The sequence below is a fragment of the Micromonospora sp. WMMD730 genome, assembly GCF_049178955.1.
Taxonomy (GTDB): Bacteria; Actinomycetota; Actinomycetes; order Mycobacteriales; family Micromonosporaceae; genus Micromonospora; species Micromonospora wenchangensis.
Window position 1 is genome coordinate 4,941,473 of the sequence record NZ_JBMHML010000002.1, and the last position, 22,753, is coordinate 4,964,225.

The following is a 22,753-nucleotide window of genomic DNA, read 5'->3' on the forward strand; positions in this document are numbered from 1 at the left end:
CGCCGCTCAGAGCACGAAGGCGTCGGTCCACAGCGCGCCGGAGCGGCCCGACAACACGTCCAGCATCGCCGCCGCCTGCCCGTCGGTGAGCTGGGCGACGAAGTCGACGATGGCCCGGCCCCGGGCCCGGGAGATCCGGTCCGGGGTACGCGGGTGCAGCTCCGCCTCGGCCAGCTCGACCAGGTCGGGCAGGCGGCGGGGCAGCCGGGACTCCTCCTCGGGGTCGAGCAGCCACTCCCACAGCGACTCGACCAGGGTGCCCAGCAGCCGGGCCTGGCCCCGCTGGTGCAGGGCCAGGTCGGGGCGGGCCAGCACGAAGCGGTGGTGGACGAACTTGAGCACCTGCACCTCGTGCCACTGGGCGCGGGCCAGCAGCACGTGGCCGGAGCGCACGTCCGGGGCGGCGGTCACCGTGATCGCGTCGACCAGCCGGGTGGTCCACCGGGCCGAGAACCGGGCCACGTACTGCTCCGCCTCGATCGAGCCGTCGAAGGGCAGCGCCAGCAGCCCGTCCACCAGTTCCTCGCGGACGTGCTCGACGGCGGCGGCGAACGCGTCGTCGTCGGCGATCCAGGCGTCCTTGCGGTGCAGCTGCCGGCGCAGCGCCTCGATCGCCGAGCCGGGTCGGCGGGCCGCGCCGGCCAGCGCGGCGTCGGTGACCGCCCGCAGGTGTCCGCCCTCGCGCTGCCAGGCCATCAGCTCGGCGGCGACGGTGCCCTGCTGGAGCACCCCCACCCGGTAGAAGTCCTCCACGTCGTGGATGGCGTACGCGATGTCGTCGGCGGTGTCCATCACCGACGCCTCGACGGTCTGCTGCCACTGCGCGATCCGCCCGGCGAACGGCGCGCGGGCCTGCCGCAGGTCGGCGAGTTCCGTGCCGTACGCGCCGAACTTCAGCGAGCCGCTGTCCGGGTCGTCGGGTGGGGCGGCGGCGCCCCGGGGTGCGGGACGCAGGTGCCGGGGGTGCGGGTCGGGGTGGTCCAGCCGGGTCCACGGGTACTTCAGCATCGCCGCCCGGACGGCGGCGGTCAGATCGAGGCCCGTGGTGGCCGCGCCCCGGATCTCGGTGCTGGTGACGATCCGGTACGACTGGGCGTTGCCCTCGAAGCCGTCGGCCAGCCCGAGCCGCTGCCGGGCCAGCCGGTCGAGCACCCGTTCCCCCAGGTGCCCGAACGGCGGGTGGCCGAGGTCGTGGGCGAGGGCGGCGGCCTCCACCACGTCCGGGTCGCAGCCGCCCAGCTTGTCCAGCAGGTCCCGGTGCGCCGGGTCGGCGGTCAGCCGTTCGGCGATCGCGCGGGCCACCTGGGCGACCTTGAGACTGTGGGTGAGCCGGTTGTGCACCAGCAGCCCGGAGCCGACCGGGCTGATCACCTGGGTCACCCCGCCGAGCCGGGCGAAGAACGGCGAGGCCACGATCCGGTCCCGGTCGGCCCGGAACGGGCTCGCGGCCAGGTCGCCGAGGGCTCGGGCGCTGCCACCGAAGAGCCGACGGGCACGCGGGTCCGCAGGTTGGTCCATGATCGCCACGCTAGCGCAGCCGACCGCCCGGCCGCGCCGGCTCGCACCGGGCCACCGGCGGGCCGGGCCCGGCGGGGTACGCCGGCCGGGGGGCCGGGCCCGGGGCGGCCGGCGGGATACGCCGGTCGGGCGGGCGGCGGTCGGCGGTCGGGTGGGCGACCGCCGGCTCCGTCCCGGCGGGGGTGGCGCGGGGCGTCGGGGGTGGGCGGCAGAATGCAGCAGGGAACCCGAAACGAAGGCGGATCAACATCGTGACCCAGTCAGTCCATCAGCGGATCGCCGACGAGCTCGGCGTCGCCGAGCGTCAGGTGCGCGCGGCCGTGGAGCTGCTCGACGGCGGCGCGACCGTGCCGTTCATCGCCCGTTACCGCAAGGAGGCCACCGGCCTGCTCGACGACGCCCAGCTGCGCACCCTCGAGGAGCGGCTGCGCTACCTGCGGGAGCTGGACGAGCGGCGGGCCGCGGTGCTGGAGTCGATCCGCAGCCAGGGCAAGCTGGACGAGGCGCTGGAAGCGCAGATCATGGCGGCCGACTCGAAATCCCGGCTGGAGGACATCTACCTGCCCTACAAGCCCAAGCGGCGGACCCGGGCGCAGATCGCCCGGGAGGCCGGGCTGGAGCCGCTGGCCGAGACGCTGCTCGGCGACCCGACCCGGGACCCGAAGGAGACGGCCGCCGGGTTCGTCGACGCCGGGCGCGGGGTGGCCGACGCCGCCGCCGCGCTGGAGGGCGCGCGGGCCATCCTCATCGAGCGGTTCGCCGAGGACGCCGACCTGATCGGCGCCCTGCGCGAGCAGATGTGGTCGCGGGGCCGGCTGGTCGCCCGGGTACGCGACGGGCAGCAGGACACCGGCGCGAAGTTCGCCGACTACTTCGACTTCGCCGAGCCGTACCCGAAGCTGCCCTCGCACCGCATCCTGGCGATGTTCCGGGGCGAGAAGGAGGGCGTGCTCGACCTCACCATGGCCCCCGACGCCGAGGAGGACCCGGACGCCCCGCCCACCGGCCCGACCCGCTACGAGGCGGCCATCGCCGGCCGGTTCGGCATCAGCGACGCGGGCCGGCCCGCCGACCGGTGGCTGGCCGACACGGTGCGCTGGGCGTGGCGTACCCGGATCCTGATCCACCTCGGGGCCGACCTGCGGATGCGGTTGTGGCAGGCGGCCGAGGAGGAGGCGGTCCGGGTCTTCGCCACCAACCTGCGCGACCTGCTGCTCGCCGCCCCGGCCGGCAGCCGCGCCACGATGGGTCTCGACCCGGGTCTGCGGACCGGGGTGAAGGTGGCGGTGGTCGACGCCACCGGCAAGGTGGTCGCCACCGACACGATCTACCCGCACGAGCCACGTCGGCAGTGGGACGCCTCGATCGAGACGCTGGCCCGGCTGGCCGGGGCACACCGGGTGGAGCTGGTCGCGATCGGCAACGGCACCGCCAGCCGGGAGACCGACAAGCTCGCCGCCGACCTGATCAAGCGGTATCCGCAGCTCGGTCTGACCAAGGTGATGGTCTCCGAGGCCGGCGCGTCGGTCTACTCCGCCTCCGCGTACGCCTCGCAGGAACTGCCCACGTTGGACGTGTCGCTGCGCGGGGCGGTCTCCATCGCCCGCCGGCTCCAGGACCCGCTGGCCGAGCTGGTCAAGATCGACCCGCGCTCGATCGGCGTCGGCCAGTACCAGCACGACCTGTCCGAGGTGAAGCTGTCCCGCTCGCTGGACGCGGTGGTGGAGGACTGCGTCAACGGCGTCGGGGTGGACGTCAACACCGCCTCCGCCCCGCTGCTGACCCGGGTCTCCGGCATCGGTGCCGGGCTCGCCGAGAACATCGTGCTGCACCGGGACGCCAACGGGCCGTTCCGCACCCGCGCCGAGCTGAAGAAGGTGGCCCGGCTCGGGCCGAAGGCGTTCGAGCAGTGCGCCGGCTTCCTACGCATCCCCGGCGGCGACGACCCGCTCGACTCGTCCAGCGTGCACCCGGAGGCGTACCCGGTGGTGCGGCGCATCCTGGCCAGCACCGGGCAGGACCTGCGCTCGCTGATCGGGAAGTCGGCCCTCCTGCGCGGGCTGCGGGCCACCGACTTCGTCGACGACACCTTCGGCCTGCCCACCGTCACCGACATCCTCGCCGAGCTGGAGAAGCCCGGCCGGGACCCGCGACCGGAGTTCCGCACCGCGACCTTCGTCGAGGGGGTGGAGAAGATCGGCGACCTCACCCCCGGGATGCTGCTGGAGGGCGTGGTCACCAACGTGGCCGCGTTCGGCGCGTTCGTCGACGTGGGCGTGCACCAGGACGGCCTGGTGCACGTCTCGGCGATGTCGCACACCTTCGTCAAGGACCCGCGCGACGTGGTGAAGTCCGGTGACGTGGTCCGGGTCAAGGTGCTCGACGTCGACGTGCCGCGCAAGCGGATCTCGTTGACCCTGCGGCTGGACGACGAGGTGCCGGCGGGCGGTGGCCGACCGGCCACCGACGGGCAACGGCGCGAGCGCGGCACCCCCCAGGGCGGGCGCGGCGACACCCCGGGCGGCCGGCGCGGCGGCGCGGCCGGGTCCGGCGGCACGGGCAGATCCGGCGGCACGGCCGGGTCCGGCGGCCAGCGGGAGCAGCGGAGCGGTTCCCGGGGCGGGCCGCAGCAACGGCAGGGCCGGGGCGGCTCCGCGCCGGCACCCGCCAACGACGCGATGGCCGAGGCGTTGCGCCGGGCCGGCCTGGCCTGACCCGGCCGGCACCGACCGGGCGGGGCGGCACCCGCCGGTCACCGCGTCGCGGTCGGGCCGGGCGGGTGCGCGCTCGCCGGACCGGTTCGACGGGCAGCGGACCGGGGCCGGGGCCGGCGGGGTGGCGGACCGTGCACCGGGGCCGGGTGCGGCCGGTGACGGGGCGTCGCCGGGTCGCCGACGGTGGGCGTACCGTCGCGGCATGGACGGTGACGGCGATCCGCAGTGGCGGGAGCGGCAGCAGCGGGCGGTCCGGGCGCACGCGGCGGCCGACGCCCGTCAGCGCGACGGCGAGCACGCGCAGGCCGAGGAGCTGGTGGCCCGGTTCACGGCCGAGGCGACCCGGCGCGGGCTGCGCACCACCCGCCTGGTGGCCCAGGGCTACGACGGGCGGGGCCGGTACCGGACCGGGCTGACCGGCTGGTACGTCGACCGGGCCGGCCTGCGCGCGGTCGCCGTCGACGGCCGTTTCTACCTGCTCACCGTGCCGTCGGGCGTGCGCGCGCGGCTGTTCGGCGTCGACGTGCCGCCGGCCCGGCCGCCCCTGGTCGTCGGGCGCGGCGGACGCGACGGCGAGTCGATCCCGCTGGCCGACCTGCTTACCCGCCGGCTCACCGCCGGCGACGACTGGCCCTGAACCCCGGGTCCGCCACCATCTCGCGCAGGGTCCGCTCGACCCGGTCGGCACCCACGGCCACGGAGAACATCCGGTCGTAGTACGCCCGGCCGGCCTGCCCGAGCAGTTCCAGCTTCTCCCGGCCCAGGTCGCAGACCTCACGCAGGGCGTCGGCGATCGAGTCGGGGTCACCGGGCCGGGCGGTGATCCCCGCGCCGCTGTCCCGGGCCACCGCGGCGGCGTCGCCCTCCGCGGCGACCAGCAGCGCCCGTCCGGCGGCGAGGGTCGCCTGCACCTTGCTCGGCATCGTGTACGCGGACATGCCGCCCCGGCGCAGGCTCACGTAGTGGACGTCACCGGTGGCCATCAGCGCGGGCATCCGTTCCCGGGGCAACTGCCCGAGGAACCGGACGTTGGACGCGCCCACCGCCGTGGCCCGGCGACGCAGCCGATCCTGCGTGGTGCCGGAGCCGGCGATCAGGCACACCAGCCGGGGGTCGTCGGTACGGGCACAGGCGTCGACCAGCGAGTCGAGCCCCTGCGCCTCGCCGAGCGCGCCCGCGTACACCAGCACCACCTGGTCGGGCCGGAGCCCGAGTTCGGCTCGTAGGTCGGCGGCGCGGACACCCAACGTCTCGTCCGCCCACACCGGGATGTGCACGAGCCTGTCCCGGGGCACGCCCCGGTCGGCGAGCAGGTCGGCGGCACCGGGTGCGACGTGGGCGACCCGGGAGGCGCTGCGGTACATCGCCCCGCACCAGGCGGCCATCCCCCGCTCGACGGTCCGCGACACCGGGCCGGTGCCGAGGAACCCGCTCGCGACCACGCTGTCCGGCCACAGGTCCAGCACGTGCAGCAGCACCGGCACCCGGTGCACGTAGCGGGTGAACCACATCGGCAGGGCGACGCTGATCGGCGAGTTGCCGACCCAGAGGGCGTCCAGGCCGCGCAGCGCCGGGGTGCCGGAGACCAGCGCGGAGACCGCGAAGGAGCCGTAGTTCGCCACCCGGCGCAGCGCGGAACGGTCGTGGCTGGGATAGAGGGCCACCCGGCGGACCCGGGTCGCATCGACGACCTCGTCGTGGCGGCGGGCCAGCCGGTAGCCGGGGGCCAGCCGGCCGGTCGGGTAGTTCGGGAACCCGGTCAGCACCCGGACCTCGTGGCCCCGTTCGGCGAGGGCACGGGCGAGCATCCCGGGCAGGGCCGCCGGGCCGGGCTCCGGGTCGTACCACTGGGTGAGCAGACCGATCCGCATCCGCCTCACCCCGCCGCCACGCCGGCCACCGGCCGCTCCGACCGTTCGCCGTCGGCCCGCCACAGGGCGCGCAGCGATTCGGCCAGGTCGTACGCGGGGGCCCAGCCGAGCACCCGGCGGGCGCGGTCGACGTCGGCGCACATCCAGGGCACGGCGGCCGAGCGGGTGGCGTCGGGCGGGAAGTCGCCGGGGCGGATCAGACCGGTGAACCCGGCCACGTCGGCCAGCAGCCGGACGACGTCGCGGGTGGCCGTCGCCCGCCCGCTGCCCACGTTGACGACCCGTTGCGCGCCGACGGGGGCGCACCGCGTCGCGGCCAGCACCGCCGCCGCCACGTCCCGCACGTCGACCAGGTCCCGGTACGTGTCGTGCAGTCCCAGGGCGATGTCGTCCGCGCCGTCGGCCATCGCGGTACGGACCATCGCGGTCGCCCGGGCCAGCATGTTGCCCGCCGGCATCCCCGGCCCGACCGGGTTGAAGACCCGCAGCACGACCGTGTCGACCCGGCCGGCGTCGCCCGCCAGCTCGGCCAGCCGGGTGGCCGCCAGGTGACTGAGCCCGTACTCGCTCACCGGTGCGGCCGGATGGTCCTCCCCGACGGCCAGACCGTGCGGCACGACGCCGTACTCCGCCGCCGAGCCGATCCGGACCAGCCGTGCGCCGGGCGCGGCGGCGGCCACCGCCTCGATGAGTTTCGCGGTCGTCACGACGTGCGCCCGGACGAAGTCGTACCCGGAGCCGACGATGCGACCCGCCGCGCTCACCACCACGTCGGGGCGTTCCCGGGCGACGAGCGCGGTCAGCTCGGGCAGTTCCATCCGGGCCGGGTCGCACCGGGTGCGGGAGGGGGCCAGGACGGTGGTGTGGCCGGCCAGCGTGGCGTGGATGTGCCGGCCGAGGAATCCACCCGCGCCCAGCAGCAGCACCCGGTTCATCGGGGCCGCACGACGTCCCGGTCGTCGACCGACGACCCGCTCCGGTGGCCGGCGGCCGGCACCGTGGGTGCCGGCCCGTCGGCGGGCCGGTCGTCGGCGGCCGACGGGGCGTTGCCGGTGAACTCGTGCCAGGTGGCCGCGCCGGGGGCGGAGATGCCCTCCCGGGTGAGCACCACCCTGACGGTGGTCAGCAGGATCCTCAGGTCCAGCAGGAAGGACCGCCTGTCGACGTACTCGACGTCGGAGGCGAACTTCGCCTCCCAGCTCAGGGCGTTGCGTCCGCGTACCTGGGCGAGCCCGGTGATGCCCGGCCGCACGTCGTGCCGGCGGGCCTGCTCGGGGGTGTAGAGGGTCAGGTACCGCACCAGGTGCGGGCGGGGGCCGACCACGCTCATCTCGCCACGCAGCACGTTCCAGAACTCGGGCAGCTCGTCGAGGCTGCTCGCCCGCAGCCACCGCCCCACCCGGGTGAGGCGTTGCGCGTCGGTGACCAACCCGCGCTGCGGGTCGGGGTGGCGCATGGTGCGGAACTTCACCACCTCGAACAGGTCGCCGTGCAGGCCGGGCCGGGTGTGCCGGAACAGCACCGGCCGGCCGTGGGTGACCAGCACCAGCAGGGCGACCAGGGCCAGCAGGGGCGCACCGAGGGTCAGCACGACCAGCGCGCCGAGCACGTCGAGCAGCCGCTTCCACCTGTCGTACGGGCGGCGGGTCGACGGGTCGGTCGCCCGTCCGGTCACCGGGCCGGCATCACCGGCGCGCGGCTGTGCCGCGGGGGCAGCAACTTTGGACATGGAACAGACCTACCACCTTCCCGACGGCCGTTCCGCAGTTTCACATTTGCCGCACCGGTGCGTCGGCAATGGTCGCCGCGCAGCACCGCGCGAAACATGAAACGTGATTGTTCCTCCCTTTACCGGAAGCGCGCACGGTCTCGTTATCGCAACAGTATGGTCACCATTGACGAGATCGTGATCCCCGAGGATGGTCCGACGGGAAAAGGCAGGAGGAGATATGCTTTCCTCGCTTGCGGGCAGGCGTTTCCTGGTCACCGGGGGCACTGGTTCGTTCGGCCAGACAATGGTTTCCCGACTGCTCGACGCCGGCGCCGCCGAGGTGCGGGTCCTCAGCCGGGACGAGTCGAAGCAGGACGCGATGCGCCACCGCCTCGGCAACGACCGGGTCCGCTACTACATCGGTGACGTGCGCGACTACGACAGCGTGCTCAAGGCCGCCCGGGGCATGGAGTTCGTCTTCCACGCCGCGGCGCTGAAGCAGGTGCCCTCCTGCGAGTTCTTCCCGCTGGAGGCGGTCCGCACGAACGTGCTCGGCAGCGCCAACGTGGTGGACGCCTGTGAACGTGTCGGGGTGGAGACGCTGGTCCTGCTGAGCACCGACAAGGCCGTCTACCCGGTCAACGCGATGGGCATGACCAAGGCGTTGATGGAAAAGGTGGCGCAGGCGCACTCCCGTAACAACGCGACGGCCCGGACCAGGGTCTGCTGCGTGCGTTACGGCAATGTCATGTACTCGCGCGGATCGGTGATTCCGTTGTTCATCGACCAGATCCTGCGCGGTGGTCTGCCGACGGTCACCGATCCGTCCATGACCCGTTTCCTGATGTCGTTGCCCGAATCGGTGGAACTGGTGGAGCACGCGTTCACCTTCGGCCAGCCGGGGGACGTGTTCATCCGCAAGGCCGACGCCTGCACCATCGGCGACCTGGCCACGGCGCTGTGCAACCTGTTCGGGGTGCCGGCGAAGTTCACCGTGCTCGGCATCCGGCACGGGGAGAAGCTCTACGAGACCCTGGCCAGCCGGGAGGAACTCGCGTTCGCCGAGGACCTCGGCGACTTCCTGCGGGTGCCGGTGGACAGCCGCGACCTCAACTACTCCCTCTACTTCGAGGAGGGCGACGTCGAGCACGGCGGGCTGGCCGACTTCCACTCGCACAACGCCCGCCGGCTGTCCGTACCCGAGATCGAGTCGTTGCTGATGACGCTGCCCGAGGTGCGCGCGCAGGTCGCCGCCGCCACGGCGGCCGTGGTGACGAGTTGAGCGCGAGCACCGACGCCGCCCGCCCGGACCGGGTGCCCCGCCGCCGCACCGACCACCGGGCGGACCAGCGGGCCGCCGACCCGGTGCGGCGGGTCCTCGTCGTCGGGGTCACCGGCATGCTCGGGCACGCCGTGCTGCGCGAACTAGCCGACGACCCGACGCTCGACGTGCACGGCCTCGCCCGCAGCATCGACGACCGGGCGGGTTGCTACCCCCCGCACCTGCTGGCCCGCATCGTCCCGGCCGTCGACGTGACCCGGTTCGACGACGTCCGGCGGCTCGTCGACGAGCTGCGACCCGACGTCGTCGTCAACTGCGTCGGCGTCATCAAGCAGCGGCCGGGCGTGCAGGACGCGGTGCCGACGGTCACCCTCAACGCGCTCCTCCCCCACCTGCTGGCCGACGCCTGCGCACAGGTCGGCGGCCGGCTCGTGCACGTCAGCACCGACTGCGTGTTCTCCGGCCGGCGGGGCGGCTACCTCGAGGACGACCTGCCCGACCCGCCCGACCTCTACGGCCGCTCCAAGCTGCTGGGCGAGGCGACGGGCGCGTCGGCGCTGACCCTGCGCACGTCGATCGTCGGGCACGAGCTGACCACCCGCCGCTCCCTGGTCGACTGGTTCCTCTCCCAACGGGGTCAGGTGCGCGGCTTCACCCGGGCGGTCTACAGCGGGGTGACGACCGTGGAGTTCGCCCGGCTGCTGCGCACGGTGGTCCTGCCCCGGCCGGAGCTGACCGGCCTCTACCACGTCGCCGCCGAACCGATCACGAAGTACGACCTGCTCCGGCTGGTCGCCGAGGTGTACGGGTGGCCCGGTGAGCTGGTGCCGGACGACACGTTCGTCTGCGACCGGTCGATGCGCGCGGACGCCCTCGCCCGCGCCACCGGTTACCGTCCGCCGAGCTGGCCGGACATGATCACCGCGCTGCACGCCGCCCGGGAACGCTGGGCGTCCGACCCGGCCCGGCCGGGCCTTGCGGGCGTACCGCGCTGACGCAGCTAACGACCATCGCCGGCGCTGCCGGCCCGTCGGAGTCGAAGGACATCACGTGGGGAACCGAGTGGGTCAACTGTGCCTGGTCGTCGGGGCGGTCCTGGCCGTGGTGGTCACCACCGTCGCCAGCGTCACCGTCCCGCTGATCGCGGTCGGCGCGGTGGCGCTGCTGCTGCTCGCACTGTTCGCGCTCGCGCAGCAGATGGACGGCTGGCGCTGGCTGCTGGGCCTGACCATGGCGCTGCTGGTCTGCGCCTCGTCCAAGCTGCCGGGCCTGGTGGAGGCCAGCTTCTATCCCCGGTACGCGGCGGTGGCCGCCCTGATCGTCTGGGCGCTGGGCGCGCCGGGCCGGACGGTGGCGCAGGTCGACCCGTGGACCCGCCTGCTCGTCGGCGCGCTCTGGGCGATGGCCGGCCTGGCCACGGTGAGCTTCACCTGGTCGGTGGTGCCGTTGGAGACCCTGCAACGGGGGGTGGCGCTGCTCCTGCTGGCCGCGCTGGTGCACGTCCTGGTCCGCCGCCGGTGGCCCGACCGGGCGGTCATGCTGGCCGACCTGCGCATGGTCTACCTGGTGCTCAGCGGGTCCGCCCTGATCAGCCTCGGCGTCGGGTTCACCGACGGCACGCTCGTCGCCGCGTTGTCGCGGACCGACCGCTTCGAGGGCCTCTACAACAACCCCAACATGCTCAGCATCGTCTGCGCCCTGACCACGCCGCTGGGCTGGGCGGTCTACCGGCAGTCCCGCCGGCGGGTGGAACTGCTCGGCATGGTGCCGGCCGTCGCCTGCCTGCTGCTGTCGCAGTCCCGCACCGGTCTGATCGCCGTGCTCGCCGGCGCCTGCTGGGTCGTGCTGCGCAACGGGCTGGGCCGGGTGGTCCGGCTGGCTGCCGGACTGGCCGTGGGGCTGCTGGTGGCATACCTGTTCAACCTGCTGCCGGTCCTGTTCACCGGCCCCTGGGTGCGGCAGCTCGTGCTGCGCTTCACCGACCCCACCGGCGGTGACCTCTCCAACGGCCGCACCGAGATGTGGCAGGCCACCGTGGACCTGTGGTGGCAGAACCGCCCCACCCTGGGCTTCGGCTACGCCTCCCGCAACCACCTGTTCGCCCTCGCCAGCCTCGACGAGTCCTTCGGGACCGGGGTGAGCGTGGTGCACAACAGCTACCTGCAACTGCTGCTGGAGTTGGGGCTCGCCGCCGTGGCACCGCTGGTGCTGCTGCTGCTGGCCGTCGGACGGGTCGCCCTGCGCTCCCCGGTGCGCCGGGCCGACTCCGGGCTGGTCTGGCTCGTCGTCACCGGTCTGCTGATCCAGATCACCGAGTCGGCCATCTTCGGCACCGGGCAGACGTACCCGTACGTGTTCTGGTGCGTGGTCGCCGGGGTGCTGCTGCACCTGCCCGGCGAACGCGCCGACGCCGACGGAGCGGACGCGGACCCGGCGGCGACCCCGACGACGGCGGCCCCGCCGGGGGTCGCTGCCCCGGCCGCCGACCTGACCCGCCTGCCGGTCCCCGCCCTGCGCTGAGGTAACCCGACGGTGGGCGTCCCGACCGGGACGCCCACCGCTTCGTCCGTGCCCGGCTCAGCGCCGCTCGTCGGCCACCAGGAAGGCGCTGACCTCGGCCCGCCAGGCGCGGTGGTCGAACGACCCACGGGCCCGGGACCGGGCGGCCCGGCTCATCGCCGTCCACTCCTCGTCGCGCAGCCGCAGCGCCCGCTCGATCCCCCACCGCACGTCGTCGGGGCCGTTGCCGTCGAGCACCAGCCCCTCGACGCCGTCGTGCACGTGGGCGGCCAGGTCGCTGGTGTGGTTGAGCAGCACCGGGCAGCCGGCGGCGAGGCTCTCCGGCACCTTGGACGGGAAACCGTTGGCCGCGTACCCGCCGGTGGGGCGGACCAGCATCGAGAAGTGCGACTCCGCGAGCAGCGTCAGCACGGTGTCGCGGGGCACCCGACCGAGGAACCGCACCTCGGCCACGATCCCGTCGAGGACCGCGACGTCCAGGTCGGAGTGGGTGGCGGCGTCCTCGCGGGTGACCCCGGCGATGGTGAGGCTGACCCGGCGCTGCTGCTGCGGGGTGAGCCGGCTGATCCCGCGCAGGATCACGTCCAGCATGTCCTTGCGGCCGGGGGTGCCGGCGTAGAGCAGGCGCAGGCCGGTGGCGAGCGCGGGTGGCCGGGAGGTCGGGAAGTCGTCGCAGTCCACCTGCGGCGGCACCACCAGCACCGTCATCCCGTGCCCGGTGAGGTAGCCGGCCAACGTGGTGGAGACCGCGGTGGCCCGGTCGACCAGCCGGGTGGCCAGGAACGTCGACCAGCGGTGCCGGACGTAGTACGGGGTGAGCCAGCCGTGGCGGAACTGCCGCCGGTCGTGGCGTTCGCTGGCGTCGACCACCACCGGGCAGCGCAGCGCGAGCCGCAGGACCGTCCAGTTGCCCAGCGTCATCAGCGCCATCGGGAGCAGCACCACGCTCACGTCGCCCCGGCGTACCCCCTGCCGGCGGGCGGCCCGCAGCACGCGGACCGGGCGGGCCAGCCGGGCCGGCAGCCGGGTGAGCCGGTGCCGGCCCCGCACGCGCAGGGTGACCAGGTCGACGCCGGCCGGCTCGGGTGGCCGGGCGGGGAAGGCCAGTTCGCAGGGCCAGTCGTTGACGACGAGCGTGCGGGTGCCCTCGGGCGCGGCGGACCGGGCGAGCTGCAACAGCCGGTTGGAGGTGGCGTCGCCGTGCGGGAAGGCGTAGGCCCCGACGAGCAGCGGACGCGGTGGGCCGGTGCGCCCGGTCGGTCCGCCGTCGGGCAGGGGTCGCGGGTTCACGACCACGGTCTGTTCGTTCATCTCTGTCACCGTCCCGAGCCGACCGGTGGCCGGCTGCTCTGTCGTGGCGTGCGGTCCCGCCCGGGGCGGGCCGCCGCCCACCGGTGGTAGATCTCCAGGTGGGTGGTGGCTGCCGTGTCGATGGCGAAGGGGCTCTGGAAGAACCGGTCGGCGGCCACCGCGGGCGCGGTCGACGCGGTGTACGCCGCCGCCCGGCCCACCGCCCGCGCCCACACCTGCGGCGGGGCGTCGACCCCGACGACGGTCACGCCGGGCAGCCGCTCGTCGATGAAACGCACGCCCGGCAGGTCGGCGGCGACGGTGCCGACGCCCAACGCGACGGGCTCCAGCACGCCCCCGGGCAGCCCCTCCAGGCAGGACGGGTGGACGACGACGTCGGCCTGCCGCAGCAGCCCGCCCACGTCGTCGCGGGGACCCAGCAGGTGCACCCGGTCGCCCAGCCCGGCGGCGTCCGCCGCCGCGCGGACCCGCTCGTCGTCGGCCGGGTCACCCGGCCCGACGAGCACCGCGTGCGCGGACACGCCCCGGTCGCGCAGCGCGGCCAGGATCGGCGGCAGCAGCCAGCGGCGTTTCTCGGGTGAGGCCCGGCCCACGGTCACGCAGACCAGGTCGGCCGGTCCCGCGCCGATCAGGGCCCGCAGGTCGTCGGGGCTGGGGCGGCGCAGCCGGTCGAGGTCGAGCCCGTTGAGCACCACCCGGCACCGGTGGTCGGCACGCCAGCCCGGGTGGTAACCGAACGTCAGCGAGCTGGGCGAGACACCGAGGATGTCGGTGGCGCAGACGCGCAGCAGCCGCCCGCAGACCCACCGGTAGACCCGGCGGCGCAGGGTGCGCGAGGCGTTGTCGTCGCCCCGGAAGTGCGCGACCCGCCCGGGTACGCCGCGCAGCGCGCCCAGCGCGAGTGGCACGCCGGAGAAGTTGGCGCAGTCGGCGTGCACCACGTCCGGGCGCAGCCGCCCGAGCAGCCGCAGGAACCGCAGCGGGAAGCGCGGGTCGAGGGGGATCGCGGTGACGCTGCCGCCGTGCCGGGCGACCACGTCGGCCAGTGGTCCCGGGCCGATCCGGTCGCTGAGGGTCACCAGGTGCAGGTCGACGCCGCCGGCCGCGAGCCGGGGCAGCAGTTCGGCGGTACGCATCTCGGTGCCGCCGAAGTTCAGCTCGCCGACGACCCGCAGCACCCGCAGCCGGCCGGTCACGACGGACCGCACCGGGCCAGCGCCCGCCGGTAGCCCACCAGCGCGGCCGGCACCATGGTCGACAGGTACGCGACGCAGGCCGCCGCCGGCAACCCGGCCAGGCCGAACTGGCGCAGCCCCCAGACCTTGAGCACGGTGGCCAGCACCAGGAACGCCGCCCATCCGACGAACTGCGGCCGGAGCAGGCCGATGCTGTTCTGCACCATGATCAGCGGGGAGGTGACCGCGACCAGCAGCGACCAGCCGGCCAGTCCGACGAGGACGGGCAGCCGGATCGTCGACCGGTCGATGGACCCGAGCCAGAGCGCGATCAACCGGTGGCCGGTCACGACCAGCGCCAACCCGACCGAGCCCACGACCACGCCGTAGAGCAGCACCATGCGCCGGGTGTTGCGGCGTACCCAGTCCACCTCGCCCCGGGCCAGGGCGGCGCCGTTGACCGGCCAGACCGTCATGCCCACCAGCCCGACGAAGACCCACAGCACGCCGAACAGCTTCCCCACGACCGCGTAGTGCGCCGCCGCCGCGAGCCCCAGCACGTTGGCGACCAGCGGGTTGTCCACGTTCAGCGCGATCGACGACATCGTGGTGAGCACGAAGAACCGCACGCCCAGCCGGAGCAGGCCGGCGACGGTGTGGCGGTGCACGAGTCGCGGCCCCGGCCGGTGTGCCGGCGGGCAGGACCAGAAGTAGGTGACGGTGTTGAGCAGGTTGGTCACCGGCACCGCCAGCACCGCACCGGCGACGACCACCAGCGGTGGCCAGCCGGCGGTGATGGCGGCGAGCACCACGGCCAGGGCGGCCAGGGCTCCGGCCGACTGCCAGGCGTTGCTCTGCACCATCTGGCCACGGGCGTACTGCACCCGCTGGACCAGCGAGAGCGGGATGTTGACGACGAAGGCACCGAAGCAGATCAGGACCAGGGTGGGGGTCTGCGCGGCGACGCCCGGGTCACCGACGGCGAACAGCTCCACCCAGGGCACCACCGGCGTCACCACCAGCAGGGCGGTCAGCAGCAGCACCGCGACCACGCCGAGGGTGGCGAACGCGCCGGAGATCTCCCGGGCCTGCTGGCGGGGGTCGTCGGCCAGTTGGCCGAGCCGGGTGAGCAGCCCGTTGCCCAGCCCCAGGTCGGCGAACCAGGCCATCCCGGTGAGCGCGGTGATCGCCATCCACAGGCCGTACCGCTGCTCGCCGAGGTACCGGAAGCAGGCGGGGGTCATCACCAGCGGCGCGGCCAGGCCGATCCCCTTGGCCACCATCGCGGTGGCGATGCCCACCGTGACGGTCCGGTCCCGGCCCGGTCCCGACGCCGGGAAGCCGGCGGGTCGCGCGGCGGTGGCCGTCGTACCGGTGGCCGTCGTACCGGTGGTGGCCGTCGCGGCGTTCGTCGTCGTCGCGGCGGCGGCCGTCGCGGCGGTGGGGGCCGTGCCGGCGGCGGCCCGGCCCACGGCCCGGGTCACCGGAGGGTGGCGGGGGCGACGGCCAGCCGCTCGGCCAGCCACTCGGCCGTGGCCCGCAGTCCCTGCCGGCGCGCCACCGGGGTGACGTCCGGGAACAACTCCCGCAGGGCGGTGTTGTCGGCCAGCGAGTGCGGGACGTCCCCGGTACGCGGTGCCACGTGTTCCCGGGCGATCGGCCGGCCGAACAGCTCCTCCAACTCGTCGAGGACCTGGAGCAGGCTGGCCCGCGCGCCGAAGGCGAGGTTGACCGGATGCGGATGGTGCACCCGGCGGCGCAGCGCGTCGAGGATCACCTCGCAGACCGTGCCCACATAGGTGAAGTCGCGGGACTGGGTGCCGTCGCCGTGCACCTCGACCGGCTCACCGCGCAGGGCGGCGTGGGTGAACCGGGGGATGACGGCCGCGTACGGGTGGTCGTGGCGCTGCCCGGGACCGAACACGTTGAAGAACCGGAACGCCAGCGTGGGCAGCCCGAACGACGCCTGGTGGGCCAGCGCGTACGCCTCGGTGGCGAGTTTGCTGGCCGCGTACGGGCTCATCGGGCGGGTCCAGGTCAGCTCCGCCTTGGGCAGTGCCGGGTTCATCCCGTACACCGACGAGGAGGAGGCGACCAGCACGTGCCCGACGTCGTGCCGGCGGGCCGCCTCCAGCACCATCAGCGTGCCGGTGGCGTTCGCGTGGTGGGAGGCGAGCGGGTCACGCAGCGACCGGGGCACGCTGGGCAGCGCGGCCAGGTGGACCACCGCCTCCCGGCCCCCCATCGCCGCGTCCAGGGCCGCCGGGTCCAGGATCGACCCCTCGACGAGGTCGACGTCCAGCCCGGCGAGGTTGCCGCGCAACCCCACCGAGAAGTCGTCGAGGACGCTGACCTCCTTGACGGCCGGCTCGGCGAGCGCGGCGCGGGCCAGGTTGGCGCCGATGAAACCCGCGCCACCCGTGATCAGAATGCGCATGAACCACCCCCATGTACGCACATCACCTGTACATCGAGCCGGGACACGGCGCGTTACGGCGGCGGCGCGAAATTCACCCTGCCCACGGTGGGGACGCCGGCCTCCGGGCGGGCCGGCATCCGCCGAACGGCCGACGGTGCTGTCCGGGAGCCGACCGAGAAACGCCGTGAGCTGCGAAAACGCGCACAGTGACAGCATCGTCGTGTGTCGCGGTGGAGGTGTGGGATGCCCGAGCTGATCGTCTACCGGTCCAACGCCCTGATGTCGGTCAGGTCGCGGTTCGACGCCACCCGGGACGTGGTGATGCCGGCCAACCTCGCGTACCCCGAGGGGATGGTCGGCCTGTGGCACTCCGGCCTGCCGCAGGTGAGCCTCGTGCCCTCGACCGCCACCGACGCCCAGGTGTGGCCGGTCATGTCCGCCGTCGGCACCCGCATCCACGACACCTCCGACGACAACTGCCCGATCAACACCGGCTGGTCGTACGTCGGCGGCAACCACGGCTACAACGTCGGCAACCAGATCGTGGTGGCCAACCACGGCAAGACGACCGCCGACGTGGGGTCGCAGTGGAGCGACGGGACCCGCATCTTCACCCTGCTGGCCGTCACCAACGCCAGCAGCCTGCTGTTCGGCAACCCGTACACGGTGGTGGACGGCATCGCGCAGGGTGCCCGGGTGAAGCCGACCGGGCCGCTCACCCACGTGTCGGGGGCGACCAACCGGACCACCGTGCCGATCACCGGTCTCACCCCGGACGTGCAGATCCGCCCCGCCACCCACTCGCACACGGTCGCCGTCGAACTCGACGGGCGGCCGGTGCCCGACGGCCGGTCGACGGGCCTGGAACTGGTGATCCGGGAGTCCTACCTCATCCCGACCTACCAGGGGATGATCGACACGGCGCGGGCGAACGTCGGCACCCCGATCGCCACGATCATGCCCAGGATCCCGTCGCTGTGCCGGATCGCCAACGTCTACCGCTGGTCACCCGGCGGCGGCCTGCTCGTCACCCAGACGGTGACCGCCCTGACCCGGTTCACCCTCAACGCGGGCGTCACCCAGTGCACGCCGCTGACGCCGGTGACGGGCGGCTCCCGCCGGCAGTTCATGCCGAACGTGGGGGTTGCCGGCGGCCTGAACTGGTCGGTCTGGGCCAACATCGACTCCCTCGCCGCGCTCACCGACGTCACCCCGGCGACCCTCGTCGACCGGACGATGCCCGCCGGCAGCATGACCCAGTGGGTGGTCAGCGGCGGCGGCGTGCAGCAGTGGGGCATCGCCGTCGGGCTGCTGCCGGTCGCGGACGGGGTGCCGCAGGTCCGCGCCCGCTACACCACCGCCAAGAGCTGGTTCATCAGCGCCAGCCTGAAAAAGAACTACCCGCAACTGGTGTGGGGGCGCACCCTGGCCGCCGGTGAGTCGGTGACCGGCACCGCCTACCGCCGCTACCTGGCCCCGCCGTCGACCGCCACCGAACTCGTCGTCTCCACCGGCGACGACAACTTCGTGGTGATCGAACGGGTCGGCACGGTCGCCCAGGCCGTGCTGGCCGCGCCGCAGCTGTTCCACCGGCTGCTGGTCCCGGTGGGCGCGACGAACCTCACCGTGCCCGACCGGGTCACCGTCGCCGGGGTGCCGTACGCCGTACCGGTCTCCCCCGGGTACGGGATGTGGCGCGCGGACTCCGACGAGGCCCTGCCGCAGTCGCTGCCGGGGGCGTACCGGACCCGGGGCGGCTACTTCCTCGTCCGGTCCGGCCCGACGGTGGAGAGCACCTGCACGGGTGCCTACCAGCGGCTGCTGCTGCACCCGTTCTTCCTGACCGAGCCGGTCCCGGTCGACCGGGCGTGCGTGGAGGTGACCCGGGTCGGCACCGGTGTGCTGCGCCACGGTGTGTACGCCCACGACCCGACCACCGGTCGGCCCGCCCTGCTCGGCCCGGTCGCCGACTTCGGCACCGTGGCCGTCACCACCGTCGGGGTGAAGGAGTCGGTGCTGGGCGCGCCCGTCCTGCTGCCGGCCGGCTGGCACTGGTACGGGCAGGTGTGGCAGGTCAGCGGCGTCACCGCGCCCACGGTGCGGGCCGGTGGTGGCGGCTGCGCCACCGTGCTGAACCTGGGTTCGACGGCGGCGGCGATGACCGGCGACCGGTTCGGCTACGAGGTGAGCGCGGTGACCGGCGCGCTGGGGGCGATCACCATCGGTGGGGTGCACCAGTTCCCCCCGCCGCAGGTCGCCTACCGGCGGGCCTGACCCGACTCCGCCGTGTCCCCGGCGTCAGCCGGTGGGGACGCCGTAGATCCGCTTCATCGCCTCGTGCTTGGCCGGGACGGGCAGGTGCCCGATGCCCAGCGACTTGGCCCGCAGCCGTTCCAGGTACTCGTCGGTGGTGCGCACCGGCCGGGCCGGGACCCCGGCCGCCACGGTGTTGTCCGGGACGTCCCGGGTGACCACCGAACCGGCCCCGATGACGCACCGGTTGCCGATGGTGACGCCGGCCAGGATCATCGCGCGCATGCCGATGTAGACGTCGTCGCCGATCGTGATCGGCGCGGTCCAGTCGAGGTCGGGGTACTCCTTGCGGAGGATCAGCGTGCCACCGTCGTGGGTGATGAACTGCACCTCGGAGGTGACGTAGACGTTGTCGCCGATGGTGATCAGCCAGGGTTCCGAGCCGAACATCGCCCGGTTGACCCCGTAGAACCTGACCCGACCGCGGAGGTTGACCCCCAGGGACCGGACGAACGCCTCGGGGTCGCGGGACGCGGCCAGATGGTCCCGTACGCGCCGGGCCATCGTACGAACACGACTGGGCACTGACTGTCCTCGATCGCAGGTCAGGTACGGTCACGGGCTGCCGGCCCCCGCCGGGTCCGGTCACTGGCACAACGAGCCGGGTCCGGCCCCGGTGACGGGTGGCCGCCCCCTCGGCGGTCAGCGGCAGAACTGGCGGGCGTGTTCCAGCACGTGCAGTTCCCGGTGCCGCTGCCGCCAGTGCCGGTAGCGTCGCCCGGCGGTGGCCTTGGCCGCGGCGCGTTCGGCGGGTGTCCGGTCGGCGAGCAGGTCCAGCGCCCGACTGAGGCCGGCCGCCGTCGCCGGCCGGACCACCATCCCGCCGGTGTCGGCGATCAGGTCGCTGAACGGCGTGTTGTCCGAGCAGACGACCGGGCAGCCCGAGGCCAGGCTCTCCAGGATCACGTGGCCGAAGTTCTCGCCGAGGGTGGGGAAGAGGAAGGCGTCGTACCGGCTGAACGTCGGCATGACGTCCGCCGCCACGAGTTCGCCGAGGTAGCGGACCCGGACGTGTCCCGGCATGCCCGCCATGAGCCGTCGGCAGCGCGACCAGTACTGCGGATCCTCCGGCGGGCCGAAGATGTCGAACTCCACCGGCCGGGTGACGCCGGCCACCGCCTCCAGGGCGGTGGACAGGTTCTTCATCGGCGAGATCCGGCCAACGAAGACCAGTCGCAGCGGACCGTCGTGCGCGACGGCGGGTGGGGGCGGGTCCGCCGGGATCGGGCTCTCGTTGCCGTTCACCATCACCTGCGCCCAGGGCAGGTTGGCCCGGATCTGCTGCTCCTCCAGCCCGCTGCACGCCTGCCAGCGCACCCGCAGCCGACGCAGCAGCGGCGCCCACAGCGCCAGGAAGATCCGCTTCTTGGCCGACCTGATCGCCAGGGCGCCGGGCGACAGCTCGCCGCGCGGGGCGACCAGCACGGCCCCGACCCGGACCAGCCGCAACGCCACCGCCAGGATCGCCAGCACCGAGAACAACGACCAGATGCTGTTGACGTAGAGCAGGTCGACCGGGCGGGCCCGGACGTGGCGGACCAGCCGGACCCAGTGCCGGGGCGTCCACGGGTTCAGGTAGAAGACGGCGGACCGCCCGTCGCGTCGCAGCAGCCTTCCGGACAGACCGGGGTACGGTGCTGACGAGCCGAGGTCCCGGTCCCGGGTGACCAGGGTGACGTCGAGGTCCCCCGGCAGGGTGTCCAGGATGAACCGCAGCGAGCGGATCGGGCCGCCGCCCCGGAAGCCCGGCTCGAACACCCCCGCGGTCGCGACCACCCGGTAGGTGCCCACGGACCGTCGTGGCGTGCCGGCGACGTCCAGGGAGGGCAGCCTTGTCAACTTGTTCACCATCGGCCCACCTTCACCATGCCGCCCGGATGGGGGCATCCCGTAGGAATGTCTGCGCCGCACGGGCGGCGGCCGGAGGGCCCGGCCCGTGCCGGAGGTCGCCGTCGAGGGGAAGGGTGCGTTCGCGGGCCGCGGACTCGACCCGTGCCGCCGCGCACGTCGGACGGGCACCGGCGGTGCCGTGCGGGGCCGGCTGGCGGAACGCGACCGGTGTTCTCCGTGGCCGAGGGGGCAACGGTTGACCACCGACGTAGTGATCGTAGGCGCGGGTGGCATGGGCAGGGAGTTGTTCGGGGTAATTCGGCTGCTCAACGCCCAGGCGGCCGGTTCGGCCCCGTGGCGGGTCCTCGGCTTCGTCGACGACTATCCGACCGAGGAGAACGTGGCCCGGGTGCGGCGGCTCGGTGTCCCCTTCCTCGGCCCCACCCGCTGGCTCGCCGGTGGCCCGGCGGGCCTGACGGTGGCGCTGGGCGTCGGGCATCCCCGGTTGCGCCGCGAGACCGACCGGGCCCTCGCCCGGTACGGCCTGCCCGCCGCCACGGTGGTGCACCCGGCTGCCGAGATCGGGCCGGACTGCGTCTTCGGGGAGGGGCTGTTCGCGGCCGGCGGGGCCCGGGTGACGACGAACGTGGTGCTGGGCCGTCAGGTGCACCTCAACCAGAACTGCACCGTGGGGCACGACAGTGTGCTCGGCGACCACGTCTCGGTCAATCCGCTCGCCGCGGTCTCCGGCTACTGCCGGCTGGACGACGGCGTGATGGTGGGCACCACCGCCGCCGTCCTGCCGGGACTGCGGGTCGGTCGGGACGCCGTGGTGGGCGCGGGCGCGTGCGTGACCAGGGACGTCCCGGCGGGCACGGTGGTCACCGGGGTGCCCGCCCGGCCGGTGACGCCCGGGTCAGCGGCGGATGCCCGCCCAGTCGTGGTGCCGGCGCACGGTCGACAGGATGAAGTCGACCACCCGGCGTGAGGTGTCCGGGATCCGGTAGTCCGGCGGGCAGTCGACCGGACCGGCCGCCACCTGGTCCACCACGACCCGTACGCCCTCCACCACGCCGGCCGGGTCGAGGCCGGTCATCACGATCGCCCCGGCGTCCAGCGCCTCGGGGCGTTCGATGGACTCCCGCAGGGTCACCGCCGGGAAGCCGAGGATCGCCGCCTCCTCGCTGACGGTGCCGCTGTCGGACAGCGTGCACCGGGCGTGCCGTTGCAGGGTCACGTAGTCGAAGAAGCCGAACGGCTCGTGGAAGGTGATGCCGTCCAGGAGCGTGCCGTCGACGGCGAGCATCTCCAGCCGCTTGCGGGTACGCGGGTGGGTGGAGACCAGCAGCGGCAGCCGCCACTCGTCGCGTACCGCGCACAGGCAGTCGAGCAGCCGGCGGAGCCGGTCCGGGTGGTCGACGTTCTCCTCGCGGTGGGCGCTGACGACGAAGTAGCCGCCCGGTTCGAGGGCGAGCTGCGCCAGGATGGTGGACCGTTGGATCTGCGGCAGGTAGTGGTCGAGCACCTCCCGCATGGGTGAGCCGGTGTGCAGGATGCGGCGGGGGTGCAGGCCCTCGGCGAGCAGGTTGCGCCGGGCGTGCTCGGAGTAGACCAGGTTGAAGTCGGCGACGTGGTCGACCAGCCGGCGGTTGGTCTCCTCCGGCACGTTGAGGTCGAAGCAGCGGTTGCCCGCCTCCATGTGGTAGACGGGCACCTTCATCCGCCGGGCCATCAACGCCGCGATGGCGCTGTTGGTGTCACCGAGCACCAGCAGCGCGTCCGGCCGCAGCTCGCCGATCGCCTTCTCGGTGCCGACCAGCACCGCGCCGAGCAGGCTGCCGAGCGACCGGGTGTCGGCCCGCAGGAAGCGGTCGGGCGGGCGTACGCCCAGCTCGGTGAAGAAGATGTCGGACAGCGCCGGGTCCCAGTTCTGTCCCGTGTGCACCAACGTGTGCTCCACGGTGCGGTCCAGCGTGTCGATCACCCGGGCCAGGCGGATGATCTCCGGCCTGGTCCCGACGACGGTCATCACCCGGGTCACGGACGCCTCCTCGTGGTTGGTCTCGGTGGTTGCGGGCACCGCCGGCCG

General features: G+C 73.9%; 18 protein-coding genes. 7 read left to right on the top strand and 11 right to left on the bottom strand.

The features are described 5' to 3' along the window. Nucleotides 1-6: 6 nt before the first annotated feature. Complete coding sequence (locus ACN265_RS21290; RefSeq protein ID WP_421409090.1) at nucleotides 7-1,518, bottom strand: deoxyguanosinetriphosphate triphosphohydrolase family protein; 1,512 nt, start codon at nucleotides 1,516-1,518, stop codon at nucleotides 7-9. Nucleotides 1,519-1,769: 251 nt separating this feature from the next. Here ACN265_RS21290 and ACN265_RS21295 point away from each other — a divergent pair, with 251 nt between their 5' ends. Further along, nucleotides 1,770-4,232 (top strand): Tex family protein, encoded by a 2,463-nt coding sequence (locus tag ACN265_RS21295; RefSeq protein WP_421409092.1) that lies wholly within the window; start codon nucleotides 1,770-1,772, stop codon nucleotides 4,230-4,232. Nucleotides 4,233-4,434: 202 nt separating this feature from the next. Next, a complete protein-coding gene (locus ACN265_RS21300; RefSeq protein ID WP_421409093.1) occupies nucleotides 4,435-4,869 on the top strand; it encodes a hypothetical protein in 435 nt (144 codons plus the stop codon). On the opposite strand, the gene ACN265_RS21305 is transcribed toward ACN265_RS21300, so the two are convergent. From ACN265_RS21305 to ACN265_RS21315, 3 genes are read right to left on the bottom strand one after another with little or no spacing between them, the layout of a single operon-like run. Further along, nucleotides 4,844-6,103, bottom strand: a complete 1,260-nt coding sequence (locus tag ACN265_RS21305) for a glycosyltransferase family 4 protein (RefSeq protein ID WP_420115391.1) — start codon at nucleotides 6,101-6,103, stop codon at nucleotides 4,844-4,846. The two genes, ACN265_RS21300 and ACN265_RS21305, sit on opposite strands and share 26 nt — an antisense overlap. A 5-nt stretch (nucleotides 6,104-6,108) precedes the next feature. Next, on the bottom strand, nucleotides 6,109-7,038 hold the full coding sequence (locus ACN265_RS21310; RefSeq protein ID WP_421409095.1) for an NAD-dependent epimerase/dehydratase family protein: 930 nt from the start codon (nucleotides 7,036-7,038) through the stop codon (nucleotides 6,109-6,111). Next, nucleotides 7,035-7,778, bottom strand: coding sequence for a sugar transferase (locus ACN265_RS21315; protein ID WP_420115393.1), 744 nt, complete (start codon nucleotides 7,776-7,778; stop codon nucleotides 7,035-7,037). Before ACN265_RS21315 ends, ACN265_RS21310 begins: the two co-directional genes overlap by 4 nt. A 274-nt stretch (nucleotides 7,779-8,052) precedes the next feature. Between ACN265_RS21315 and ACN265_RS21320 the strand changes: the two genes are divergently transcribed. Genes ACN265_RS21320 through ACN265_RS21330 form a run of 3 tightly spaced genes read left to right on the top strand, consistent with a single transcriptional unit; the run spans nucleotide 8,053 to nucleotide 11,616 of the window. Beyond that, a complete protein-coding gene (locus ACN265_RS21320) occupies nucleotides 8,053-9,096 on the top strand; it encodes a polysaccharide biosynthesis protein (RefSeq protein WP_420115394.1) in 1,044 nt (347 codons plus the stop codon). Beyond that, complete coding sequence (locus tag ACN265_RS21325; RefSeq protein ID WP_421409097.1) at nucleotides 9,093-10,091, top strand: dTDP-4-dehydrorhamnose reductase family protein; 999 nt, start codon at nucleotides 9,093-9,095, stop codon at nucleotides 10,089-10,091. The genes ACN265_RS21320 and ACN265_RS21325 overlap by 4 nt, the downstream gene beginning before the upstream one ends. A 55-nt stretch (nucleotides 10,092-10,146) precedes the next feature. Further along, on the top strand, nucleotides 10,147-11,616 hold the full coding sequence (locus ACN265_RS21330) for an O-antigen ligase family protein (RefSeq protein ID WP_421409099.1): 1,470 nt from the start codon (nucleotides 10,147-10,149) through the stop codon (nucleotides 11,614-11,616). A 57-nt stretch (nucleotides 11,617-11,673) separates the two neighbouring features. Here the strand turns inward: ACN265_RS21330 and ACN265_RS21335 are convergent, their stop codons facing one another. From ACN265_RS21335 to ACN265_RS21350, 4 genes are read right to left on the bottom strand one after another with little or no spacing between them, the layout of a single operon-like run. After that, nucleotides 11,674-12,927, bottom strand: a complete 1,254-nt coding sequence (locus tag ACN265_RS21335; RefSeq protein ID WP_421409101.1) for a glycosyltransferase — start codon at nucleotides 12,925-12,927, stop codon at nucleotides 11,674-11,676. Between the two features lie 5 nt (nucleotides 12,928-12,932). After that, nucleotides 12,933-14,135 carry a glycosyltransferase gene (locus tag ACN265_RS21340; protein ID WP_420118024.1) on the bottom strand — a complete coding sequence of 401 codons (1,203 nt, stop codon included), beginning with the start codon at nucleotides 14,133-14,135 and terminating at the stop codon, nucleotides 12,933-12,935. After that, complete coding sequence (locus tag ACN265_RS21345) at nucleotides 14,120-15,586, bottom strand: lipopolysaccharide biosynthesis protein (protein WP_421409102.1); 1,467 nt, start codon at nucleotides 15,584-15,586, stop codon at nucleotides 14,120-14,122. The genes ACN265_RS21340 and ACN265_RS21345 overlap by 16 nt, the downstream gene beginning before the upstream one ends. Next, nucleotides 15,583-16,539: an NAD-dependent epimerase/dehydratase family protein gene (locus tag ACN265_RS21350; RefSeq protein ID WP_421409104.1), complete on the bottom strand. Its 957-nt coding sequence runs from the start codon at nucleotides 16,537-16,539 to the stop codon at nucleotides 15,583-15,585. Before ACN265_RS21350 ends, ACN265_RS21345 begins: the two co-directional genes overlap by 4 nt. 225 nt (nucleotides 16,540-16,764) lie before the next feature. Between ACN265_RS21350 and ACN265_RS21355 the strand changes: the two genes are divergently transcribed. Next, complete coding sequence (locus ACN265_RS21355; RefSeq protein ID WP_421409105.1) at nucleotides 16,765-18,795, top strand: hypothetical protein; 2,031 nt, start codon at nucleotides 16,765-16,767, stop codon at nucleotides 18,793-18,795. A 24-nt stretch (nucleotides 18,796-18,819) separates the two neighbouring features. Here the strand turns inward: ACN265_RS21355 and ACN265_RS21360 are convergent, their stop codons facing one another. After that, a complete protein-coding gene (locus ACN265_RS21360; protein ID WP_421409107.1) occupies nucleotides 18,820-19,359 on the bottom strand; it encodes an acyltransferase in 540 nt (179 codons plus the stop codon). A gap of 117 nt (nucleotides 19,360-19,476) precedes the next feature. Continuing rightward, on the bottom strand, nucleotides 19,477-20,685 hold the full coding sequence (locus ACN265_RS21365) for a glycosyltransferase family 4 protein (RefSeq protein ID WP_421409109.1): 1,209 nt from the start codon (nucleotides 20,683-20,685) through the stop codon (nucleotides 19,477-19,479). A gap of 250 nt (nucleotides 20,686-20,935) precedes the next feature. Here ACN265_RS21365 and ACN265_RS21370 point away from each other — a divergent pair, with 250 nt between their 5' ends. Then, the gene (locus tag ACN265_RS21370) at nucleotides 20,936-21,652 is read left to right on the top strand and encodes a NeuD/PglB/VioB family sugar acetyltransferase (RefSeq protein WP_421411567.1); all 717 of its coding nucleotides are present in this window, start codon (nucleotides 20,936-20,938) and stop codon (nucleotides 21,650-21,652) included. Here ACN265_RS21370 and wecB read toward each other — a convergent pair. Continuing rightward, on the bottom strand, nucleotides 21,581-22,705 hold the full coding sequence (gene wecB, locus ACN265_RS21375; protein ID WP_421409111.1) for a non-hydrolyzing UDP-N-acetylglucosamine 2-epimerase: 1,125 nt from the start codon (nucleotides 22,703-22,705) through the stop codon (nucleotides 21,581-21,583). The two genes, ACN265_RS21370 and wecB, sit on opposite strands and share 72 nt — an antisense overlap. Nucleotides 22,706-22,753: the final 48 nt, after the last annotated feature.